Annotated in this window: 8 protein-coding genes; 1 reads left to right on the forward strand and 7 read right to left on the reverse strand. The window is 72.6% G+C overall.

Features of this window, described 5'->3' with window-relative positions:
- From ACWGI8_RS34715 to ACWGI8_RS34730, 4 genes are all read right to left on the reverse strand, one after another.
- On the reverse strand, window positions 1-527 hold a 527-nt coding region (locus ACWGI8_RS34715), incomplete at its 3' end, for an AMP-binding protein (RefSeq protein WP_453667107.1).
- A 300-nt stretch (window positions 528-827) separates the two neighbouring features.
- On the reverse strand, window positions 828-2,054 hold the full coding sequence (locus tag ACWGI8_RS34720) for a CaiB/BaiF CoA transferase family protein (protein WP_453667109.1): 1,227 nt from the start codon (window positions 2,052-2,054) through the stop codon (window positions 828-830).
- A gap of 91 nt (window positions 2,055-2,145) precedes the next feature.
- Window positions 2,146-2,922, reverse strand: coding sequence for an ABC transporter permease (locus tag ACWGI8_RS34725; protein ID WP_453667111.1), 777 nt, complete (start codon window positions 2,920-2,922; stop codon window positions 2,146-2,148).
- Complete coding sequence (locus ACWGI8_RS34730; protein ID WP_453667112.1) at window positions 2,919-3,857, reverse strand: ATP-binding cassette domain-containing protein; 939 nt, start codon at window positions 3,855-3,857, stop codon at window positions 2,919-2,921. Before ACWGI8_RS34730 ends, ACWGI8_RS34725 begins: the two co-directional genes overlap by 4 nt.
- 64 nt (window positions 3,858-3,921) lie before the next feature.
- Here ACWGI8_RS34730 and ACWGI8_RS34735 point away from each other — a divergent pair, with 64 nt between their 5' ends.
- Window positions 3,922-4,635 (forward strand): TetR/AcrR family transcriptional regulator, encoded by a 714-nt coding sequence (locus ACWGI8_RS34735; protein WP_453667114.1) that lies wholly within the window; start codon window positions 3,922-3,924, stop codon window positions 4,633-4,635.
- A 46-nt stretch (window positions 4,636-4,681) separates the two neighbouring features.
- Here ACWGI8_RS34735 and ACWGI8_RS34740 read toward each other — a convergent pair whose 3' ends face one another.
- The 3 genes from ACWGI8_RS34740 to hmgA all read right to left on the reverse strand — a co-directional run.
- Window positions 4,682-5,869 (reverse strand): type ISP restriction/modification enzyme, encoded by a 1,188-nt coding sequence (locus ACWGI8_RS34740; RefSeq protein WP_453667119.1) that lies wholly within the window; start codon window positions 5,867-5,869, stop codon window positions 4,682-4,684.
- An 8-nt stretch (window positions 5,870-5,877) separates the two neighbouring features.
- Window positions 5,878-6,627: a GntR family transcriptional regulator gene (locus tag ACWGI8_RS34745; RefSeq protein ID WP_453667116.1), complete on the reverse strand. Its 750-nt coding sequence runs from the start codon at window positions 6,625-6,627 to the stop codon at window positions 5,878-5,880.
- Window positions 6,628-6,651: 24 nt separating this feature from the next.
- Window positions 6,652-7,961, reverse strand: a 1,310-nt coding sequence (hmgA, locus tag ACWGI8_RS34750) for a homogentisate 1,2-dioxygenase (protein WP_453667118.1), incomplete at its 5' end; no start/stop codon positions are given.

Consider the following 7,961-nt stretch of genomic DNA (forward strand, 5'->3'; position numbering starts at 1 on the left):
CCCTTGGGCTTCCCGGTGGAGCCGGAGGTGAAGATGATCCAGGCGTCGTCGTCCGGGCCGGGGCGGCGGCCGGTGGCGCCTACGACGGCGCCGCTCGGGGTGATGCTCCGGTCCGCGCCTATGAAGGCGCTGACCGCGGCCTCGGTGAAGACGAGTTCGGCACGCTCCTCGGGGTCCTCGGCGTCGACGGGGACGTAGGCGGCGCCGGCCGCCAGTACGGCGAGGATCGAGACGTACAGATCGGCGGTCCCGGACGGGACGCGGACGCCGACCCGGTCGCCTACGCCGATCCCCGCCCCGGTGAGCCGCAGCCGCAGTGTCTCGACCTCGGTGAGGAGGGAGCGGTACGTGAGGGGCGTGGCGCCGTCGTCGACGGCGAGTGCCTCCGGGTGGCGGCGGGCGGTCTCGTCGAGAATGTCGAGGAGGGTTCGTTCGGCCGGGGTGATCCCGGCGGCGAAGAGAGCCGGCGCGGGTGCCTCGTCGAGAAGAGGGTCGAGGAGGGTCGGGGGCTCCGGGGCGACGGTCATACAGTGCGCCGATCGCCGGCCGGCTCTGCACAGGGCCCGTTCATACGCATCTCTCACTCTCCGTCGTCGTGGCGAGTGCGCTGCGAATCCATGTTCCGCGCACGGCAAACGAGGAGTTTATCCAGTGATCATTTGACTTGCCTGTTGTGCTCCCTGGCGACGCAGTGGCCCGGCGACCCGGCCGACGGGCCCCGGAACGTGCATCGCCGCAGCTCGCAGGCCTGGATCGCGGAATGTGACGCCGCGCCTACCAACCGGTACGGATTCGTTTCGCTGTGGTGAAGGGCACGCGCAAATCGGTCACTCAGGGCGTCCGTCGGGTGCGTTCCCCGTCACGACCACCCCCTCCCGGTGGAGCTCCGCCCTCTGCTCGGGCGTCAGGCCCGCCTCGCGGAGCAGGGCGTCGGTGTGCTCACCGAGGGCCGGGATCGCACCCATGCGCGGCTCCGGACCGCCGGGGAAGGTGATCGGCGGCAGCATCGCCCGCAGCGGACCCGTGGGCGAGGGCACATCGCGCCAGCGGGAGCGGGCCGCCAGCTGCGGATGGTCCGCCAGGTCCTCGACCGTGTTGAGGCGGGCGCAGGCGATGCCCGCCGCCTCCAGCCGGGCCACGGCCTGGGCCGCGTCCAGCCCGGCCAGCGCCCCGGCGACCGCCGCGTCCGTCCTCGCGCGGTTCGCGGTACGCGCCGTGTTCGTCGCGAAAGCCGGATCGGTGGCGAGGTCGGGGCGGCCCAGCACCTGCTCGGCCAGCCGCCGCCACTCCCGGTCGTTCTGCACCGACAGCAGCACCTGCCCGCCGTCCGCCGTCGGATACGCGTCGTAGGGCGCGATGACGGCGTGCGCGACGCCCGTGCGCGCCGGCGCCGAGCCCCCGTGCATCCCGTGGTGCAGAGGATGCCCCATCCACTCGGCGAGCGACTCCAGCATCGAGATCTCCACCGGCCCGCCGCGCCCCGTGGTGCCCCGGCGCAGCAGCGCCGCCAGCACGCCGGAGAACGCGTACATCGCCGCCGCGACATCCGCCGCCGGGATGCCCGCCTTCACCGGCTGGTCCGGCGTGCCGGTCACGGACACCAGCCCCGCCTCGCACTGGACGAGCATGTCGTAGGCGCGCTTGGGGGCGTACGGGCCGTCCGCGCCGTATCCGGAGATGTCCACCGCGATCAGCCGGGGGTGCGCGGCGCACAGGGTGGCCGCGTCCAGGCCGAGCCGGGCGGCGGCGCCCTGGGCGAGGTTCTGCACGAACACGTCGGCGCCCGCGATGAGCCTGCGGACCACCTCGATCCCCCGTGGATCCTTCAGATCGACGGCGAGGGACTCCTTGCCGCGGTTGCACCAGACGAAGTGCGAGGCGAGCCCCTGGGCCGCGGTGTCGTAGCCCCGGGCGAAGTCCCCGCCGTCCGGGCGCTCGACCTTGATGACGCGGGCCCCGAGGTCGGCGAGCTGCCGGGTGGCGAAGGGGCCCGAGACGGCCTGTTCGACGGCGACGACCGTGACGCCGTCGAGGGGCAGTGGCTGTTGGCTCATGACAGCCGTACCTATCGTGTACGGCACACCTTTGTCATCCTCCGGTCTGCCGGCCCTCGCCGTCCGCCGCCGTCCGCCGGCTGGTCTCCGGTCATGTGCGGGCGTACCGGTGGACCGCCGCCGGTGCGCACACCGCGATGAGCAGGAGCGACCAGGCCACGGCTCCGGCGACCGGATGGGCGACGGGCCAGGCGGCGTCCGCCGGTACCGCCGCGTTGCCGAAGAGGTCCCGTACCGCCGTCGTCACCGCGCTGATCGGGTTCCACTCGGCGACCGTACGCAGCCAGGCCGGCAGATTGTCCGTCGGGATGTACGCGTTCGACAGCAGCGGCAGCATGAACGTCGCGCTGCCCAGCTGGCCCGCCGCCTCCTCGCTCCGCGAGGCGAGACCGAGGAGGATGCCCACCCAGGTCGTGGCGAAGCGGAACAGCAGCAGCACTCCGAAGGCGCCGAGCGCCTCCATCGCGGAGCCCTGGATCCGCCAGCCCATCGCGAGCCCGACGAGCAGCAGCGGAACGAGCCCCACGGCCGTCGTCAGCAGATCGGCCGCCGCCTGGCCGAGCGGCACCGCGGCGCGGCTCATGGGCAGGGTGCGGAAGCGGTCCATCACGCCCCGGTGCGAGTCCTGGGCCGCGGTGAACATCCCGGTCATGATGCCGTTCGCGGCGGTCGCCACCAGCAGGCCCGGCACCAGGAACGCCCGGTACTCCTCGCCCGGCATCGCGAGCGCGCTGCCGAAGACGTAGCCGAAGAACAGCAGGAAGACGACCGGCATGGTCTGCGTCATGACGAGCATGGCCGGGGCGTGCCGGATCCGCTGCAGATGGCGCCCCAGCACGGCCGTTCCGTCGTGGACGAGTGCGCTCATACGGCAAGCTCCTTGCGGTCGGTGAGGCGGAGGAACACCTGGTCGAGGGTCGGCGGGCGCAGCGCGGCATCGACGATCGGCACGCCGGCCGCGTCCAGTTCGCGGACCAGACGGGGCAGAGTGAGGGTCGTGTCGCCGCAGGCCGCGCCGGCGGAGCGCTGTTCCGCGTCCAGGACGGGCTCGGAGCCGGTCAGCTGGTCGAGTACGCAGGCGGCGGCCTGCAGTCCCGACGGGTGGGCGACGACGACCTCGGCGTAGCTCCCGATCATCGCCTTGAGCTCGTCCGGCGTGCCGCGGTGCGCGGCCCGGCCCTCGTCGATCAGCACGATGTCGTCGGCCAGCCGGTCGGCCTCCTCCAGGTACTGGGTGGTCAGCAGCACGGTCGTGCCGTCGTGCGCCAACTCCCGCACGGCGTCCCAGATCCCGTTCCTGCTGTGCGGATCGAGCCCGGTCGTCGGCTCGTCGAGGAAGAGCACCGCGGGCGGTACGAGCAGGCTCGCGGCGAGATCGAGCCGGCGCCGCATGCCGCCCGACCAGGTCCGCGCGGGGCGGCCCGCGGCCTCCGTCAGGCCGAAGCGCTCCAGCAGCTCGTCGGCCCGGGACCGGGGCGCGCGCAGCAGCTTCGCGAACAGCCGCAGATTCTCGACGCCGGTCAGGTCACCGTCGACCGAGGCGTACTGCCCCGTGACGCCGATCCGCCGGCGCACGCCCTCGGGGTCGCGCATCAGGTCGTGCCCCGCCACCCGGGCGCTGCCGGCATCCGGCGCGAGGAGTGTGGTCAGCACCCGCACGGCCGTCGTCTTCCCCGCCCCGTTCGGCCCCAGCACTCCGCAGACCCGGCCTTCCGGTACGGCGAGATCCAGCCCGCGCAGGGCGTGCACCTCGCCGAACCGCTTCTCCAGACCTTCACTAAGTACAGCGTACGTAGTCGTCATGCGATCGACCATACCTCACTACGTACGGCGTACGTAACTAAGATGGTGGGCGAGGTGATGATCGATGGCGGGCCGAGCGGCCGAACCCGAAGTGATCTGGGCGCGCCCCGAGCGCACGGGCCGCGGCCCGAAACCGGCGTACACGCGCGGCGACATCGCGTCGGCCGCGGTCCGTCTCGCCGACACCGACGGCATCGACGCGGTCTCCATGCGCCGCATCGCCGGTGAGCTGGGCTGCGGCACGATGTCGCTCTACAACTACGTGCCGCGGAAGGAAGACCTGTACGAGCTGATGATCGACACGGTCAGCGGCGAGTACGAACTCAACGCCCCGAGCGGCGACTGGCGTGCGGACATGCTCGCGCTCGGCCGCCAGACCCGGGCGATCATGCACCGCCACCCGTGGCTGACCCGGCTGATGTCCACCGTCTACGGATACAGCCCCAACGCCCTGCGCTATCTGGAGCACTGCCTCGGCTGCCTGGACGGCCTCGACGCGCCGTACGGCACCAAGATGGAGCTGATCGCGATGGTCAACGGCACGGTCATGTGCACCGTCGCCAATGAGCTGGCCATCGCCGAGCGGAGCCGTTCCCTGCCCTGGTCCGAGGAGCAGGAACAGGCCGTCCGGGGCGCGTACCTGTTCGACGCGGTGGCTGCCGGGGCCTACCCGCGCCTGGCGGCGACGCTCGCCGAGGGCGGCCCGCCCCCCGACGCGGACGAGAGTTTCGACCGCGTCCTCGCCCGCGTGATCGACTCCTTCGCTCCCCAGGCCTAGCCAGGGCCTGTCGTTCGGATCACGTCCTGGGGCGGCCGGACATGGCCTAGAGGAGCGCGAACTGGCCCTCGGGCCCCTCCTCCTGATGGTCCAGTACGGACGCGGGGCGCCGGGCCGCGCCGTCCACCGGCAGCACCCCCGCGGCACGCAGTTCCTCGTCCGGCAGCGGCTCCCGCGCCGCCCGGTCCTGCGCCGCCCAGTCCTCGCGTTCCGCGGCCACTTCGCCCAGCAGCGCGAGCACCGTGATCAGCTCCAGCAGCTCCGAGGTCCACTCCTGCGGCCACCCGGCGGGCCGGATCGCCTCCAGCGTGCCGGGCTCCGGCTCGGTCGTCCGCCGCTCGAACCAGTGCTCCAGCACCCGCACACCGCCCACCTGGAACTCCCAGGCCTCCGGAGGCACCGGCGCGATCCGCCCCTCGTCGAGGAACAGAGCCTCCTCCTCGCGGTCGTACGACAGAGTCCCCGGCCGCGCCGGAATGGCGGCCCGTACGTAGGGCCGACGGCCGCCGGGCAGCCTGGGCCGCTCACCGCCCCGGGCGCCGCGCAGCTGAATCCCGACGATCCGCCGCCCCAGCTCCACTCCGCGGGCCCACACGAGCGGATCGGCGGTCAGGGGCACCTCGCAGCCCCGCGGCGTCGCCCGTCCGGCAGCCGCGGCCCAGGCCAGCACGTCCTCGGCGGTCACCGGGTGCCCGTACCGCGCCTGGAGCAGCGGCAGCAGTCCCGGCGCGAGATTCGGTTCACGCCCGCCGGGTCTGCGGTACAGCGGGCGTATGCGACCCGGGCGGCCGGCGGGGGAGCGCCCCTCCGGCAGGACGGCCGAGACCAGCAGCGCGGGGCCTTCCGCCGCCGGCACGTACCCCTGCTCCACGGCGAACAGCTGATGCCCGTCGGTGACGCGCCACAGCTCGGGGCGTGCGACGTCGATCAGCCGGTGGTCGGGGATCAGCCACTGCTCGTCGAAGGGTCCGTGCGCGATCCGCACCGGTTCCGGGCAGGGCCCGTCCTCCCGTACGAACCGCGAGGTGCCGGTGGTCTGCCCCGGCAGGGCGGCGATGGAACTGCCCAGGCTCCGCGCCCGTGTCTCACGGAACAGAGTCGCCCGCTCCCCGCCCCCGGCCGTGACCACCGCATCCCACCGGGCCCGCAGGGTCCGCACGCCGGGCGCGACCACCCAGCTCCGCCCCAGCCGCATCGGCCCGGTGGACCAGGGCATCAGGTCGTCCAGCAGCATGGCGGCGATCACTCCGCCTCGACGGTCACCGAGAACGAGAAACGGTCCCCCCGGTACCGGATCCGCGCCACGTCGACCACTTGCCCCTCCTCGTCGTACGTCACTCCGGTGTAGTGGAGGATCGGCGACAGCAGGGGCACCTGAAGCAGCTCCGCCGTCTCCGGGTCGGCGAGCCGGGCCTCCACCGTGTCCGTGATGCGGCTGATCCGTACCCCCACGACATCGCGCAACACCTTGGTCATCGGCCAGCGTTCCAGGTCCGCGACATCGAGGCTCGTCGCGATGTCCGGCCGTACCGCGTTCTCCGCCCAGTTGGTCGGCTCGCCGGTCTCGCCGTCGCACCGCAGCCGCCGGTACGTCACGACCTCCTCGGCGCCCGGGAAGAACTCGGCGAGATCACCCGGAACGGCACCCGGCCCATGCCCCAGGATCGTCGTACGCTCGCCCGACTGCTGGGCCACGATCGCGTCGATCGAGCCCAGCAGCCGCCTCGGTGCGCTCCGCCGCGCCCCCGGCTCGATGAAGGTGCCGCGCCGCCGGTGCCGGCTGATCAGGCCTTCCGTCTCCAGCTCCTTGAGCGCCTGCCGCATGGTCAGCACGCTCACGCCGTAGTGCTCGGCGAGCTGCTCCTCCGTGGGCAGCCGCAGCGGATCGTGCGGCCGGCGGCCGAGTATGGAGGCGCGGAGCGACTGCGAGACCTGATACCAGAGCGGCAGCTTGCGGTTCAGGACGAGCGAGTCGGGGGCGAAGGCGGTCACGGCAACTCCGTATCAGATCCGGCATCAGGACCGGAAGTGGCGCTCCAGACCCTGCCACACGCTGTCGTACCCGCCCTGCAGGTGGTCCGCGTTCGCGGCCTGGGCGGTCGCGGTCACCGGCCAGCGCGTCTCGAACATGAAGGCAAGCCCGTCGTCGATCTTCTGCGGCTTCAGCTCCGCGGCGCTCGCCCGGTCGAAGGTCTCCCGGTCGGGTCCGTGCGCCGACATCATGTTGTGCAGTGATCCGCCGCCCGGGACGAAACCGCCCTTTCCGGCCGTCTTGGCGTCGTACGCGCCCTCGATGAGGCCCATGTACTCGCTCATCACATTGCGGTGGAAGTACGGCGGCCGGAAGGTGTCCTCGCCGACCAGCCAGCGCGGGGCGAAGACCACGAAGTCCACACCCGCCAGTCCCGGGGTGTCGCTCGGCGACGTCAGCACGGTGAAGATCGACGGATCGGGGTGGTCGTAGGAGATGCTCCCGATGACATTGAAGGTCCGCAGGTCGTAGACGTACGGCAGATGGTTGCCGTGCCAGGCGACGACGTCCAGCGGTGAGTGGTCGTACGTGGCGGTCCAGAGGTTGCCGCAGTACTTGTTGACGACGTCGACCGGGCCCTCGACGTCCTCGTACGCGGCGGCGGGCGCCCGGAAATCCCGCGCGTTGGCGAGCCCGTTCGCGCCGATCGGACCCAGGTCGGGCAGGACGAAGGGCTGCCCGTAGTTCTCGCACACATAGCCGCGGGCGGTCTCGTCCAGCAGCTCGACGCGGAACCGCACGCCGCGCGGGATCAGTGCCACCTCGCCCGGCCGGGCGGCGAGCAGGCCCAGCTCGGTGCGGAGCAGCAGCCCGCCCCGCTCGGGCACGATCAGCAGCTCGCCGTCCGCGTCGCTGAACACGCGCCGCTCCATGGAAGCGTTGGCGTGGTAGAGGTGCACGGCCATGCCGGCACGCTGGGCGGCGTCCCCGTTGCCGCCGAGGGTCCACAGACCGGCCAGCCAGTCCGTGCCGGGCGCGGGCTCCGGCAGCGGGTTCCAGCGGAGCCGGTTGGGGTCGGGCACCGTCTCGGTGAAAGGCGCGCTGCGCAGCGCGCCGTTGTCGACGCGGACGAACGGGGGATGCGCGGCCGACGGCCGGATCCGGTACAGCCAGGTGCGCCTGTTCCGGGCGCGCGGCTCGGTGAACGCGGAGCCGCTCAGCTGCTCCGCGTAGAGCCCGAGCGGGGCCCGCTGAGGCGAGTTCCGCCCGTGCGGCAGTGCGCCCGGGACGGCCTCCGAGCTGTGTTCGTTGCCGAAGCCCGACAGGTACTCCAGTCCTTCGGCCGTCTTCCTCG

This window comes from Streptomyces sp. NPDC054841 (assembly GCF_053611045.1).

Coding starts and splice junctions, on each gene's coding strand:
- ACWGI8_RS34720 (WP_453667109.1), bottom strand. CDS start 2,054: ATGAGCCAACAGCCACTGCCCCTCGACGGCGTCACGGTCGTCGCCGTC.
- ACWGI8_RS34725 (WP_453667111.1), bottom strand. CDS start 2,922: ATGAGCGCACTCGTCCACGACGGAACGGCCGTGCTGGGGCGCCATCTG.
- ACWGI8_RS34730 (WP_453667112.1), bottom strand. CDS start 3,857: ATGACGACTACGTACGCTGTACTTAGTGAAGGTCTGGAGAAGCGGTTC.
- ACWGI8_RS34735 (WP_453667114.1), top strand. CDS start 3,922: ATGGCGGGCCGAGCGGCCGAACCCGAAGTGATCTGGGCGCGCCCCGAG.
- ACWGI8_RS34740 (WP_453667119.1), bottom strand. CDS start 5,869: ATGCTGCTGGACGACCTGATGCCCTGGTCCACCGGGCCGATGCGGCTG.